1 protein-coding gene is annotated in these 1,070 nt (G+C 63.2%); it reads right to left on the bottom strand.

All coding sequences use genetic code 11. From position 1 onward, the window contains the following. Positions 1 to 48 precede the first annotated feature (48 nt). The coding region (locus ACIGDJ_RS28335) for an NADH-ubiquinone oxidoreductase-F iron-sulfur binding region domain-containing protein (RefSeq protein ID WP_397504729.1) at positions 49 to 1,070 on the bottom strand (1,022 nt) is incomplete at its 5' end.

Raw genomic sequence — 1,070 nt, 5'->3', positions numbered from 1 at the left:
CCCTTCGCCTTTAGGCGAAGGGCACGGACCCTTCGCCTTTTTAAGCGTTTACGCGCCGACTACGATCGGCCTTGCCAGAGGCGGGACGGCGGCGCTGACAGGCGCGATACCGGCTTCGAACTCTGGACGGAAGTATTTGATGGCACTGCCCAATGGCTCCACGGCACCCGGTGCGTGAGCACAGAAGGTCTTGCCCGGGCCGAGGAAACCGACCAGACCCAGCAGGGTCTCGATGTCGCCTGGCTGACCCTTGCCCTGTTCGATGGCCATCAAGAGCTTGACGCTCCATGGCAGGCCATCGCGGCACGGGGTGCAGAAACCGCACGATTCACGGGCGAAGAACTGCTCCATGTTGCGCAGCAGCGAGACCATGTTGACGCTGTCATCCACTGCCATCGCCAGACCGGTACCCATCCGCGTGCCGACCTTGGCGATGCCGCCGGCATACATTTGTGCGTCGAGGTGCTCCGGCAGAAGGAAACCGGTACCGGCACCCCCTGGCTGCCAGGCCTTGAGCTTGAAGCCGTCGCGCATGCCGCCGGCGTAGTCTTCGAACAGCTCGCGACCGGTGACGCCGAATGGCAGTTCCCACAGGCCCGGGTTCTTGACCTTGCCGGAGAAGCCCATGAGCTTGGTGCCCATGTCTTCGGAACCTTCGCGGGCCAACGATTTGTACCAGTCAACGCCGTCGGCAATGATCGCCGGCACGTTGCACAGGGTTTCGACGTTGTTCACGCAGGTCGGCTTGCCCCACACGCCGACGGCGGCAGGGAAGGGCGGCTTGGAGCGCGGGTTGGCGCGGCGGCCTTCGAGGGAGTTGATCAGTGCGGTTTCTTCACCGCAGATGTAACGCCCGGCGCCGGTGTGGACGAACAGCTCGAAATCGAAACCCGAACCGAGAATGTTCTTGCCCAGCAGGCCGGCCGCCTTGGCTTCTTCCACGGCACGGTTGAGGTGCTTGGCGGCGGTGGTGTATTCGCCGCGCAGGAAGATGTAGCCACGGTAAGTTTTCAGCGCACGGGCACTGATCAGCATGCCTTCGATCAGCAGATGGGGCAGTTGCTCCATCA

The organism is Pseudomonas sp. NPDC079367 (assembly GCF_044542195.1).
Taxonomy (GTDB): Bacteria; Pseudomonadota; Gammaproteobacteria; order Pseudomonadales; family Pseudomonadaceae; genus Aquipseudomonas.
Note: the sequence above shows the minus strand (reverse complement) of the source record. Positions and strands in the feature narration are given on the sequence as shown.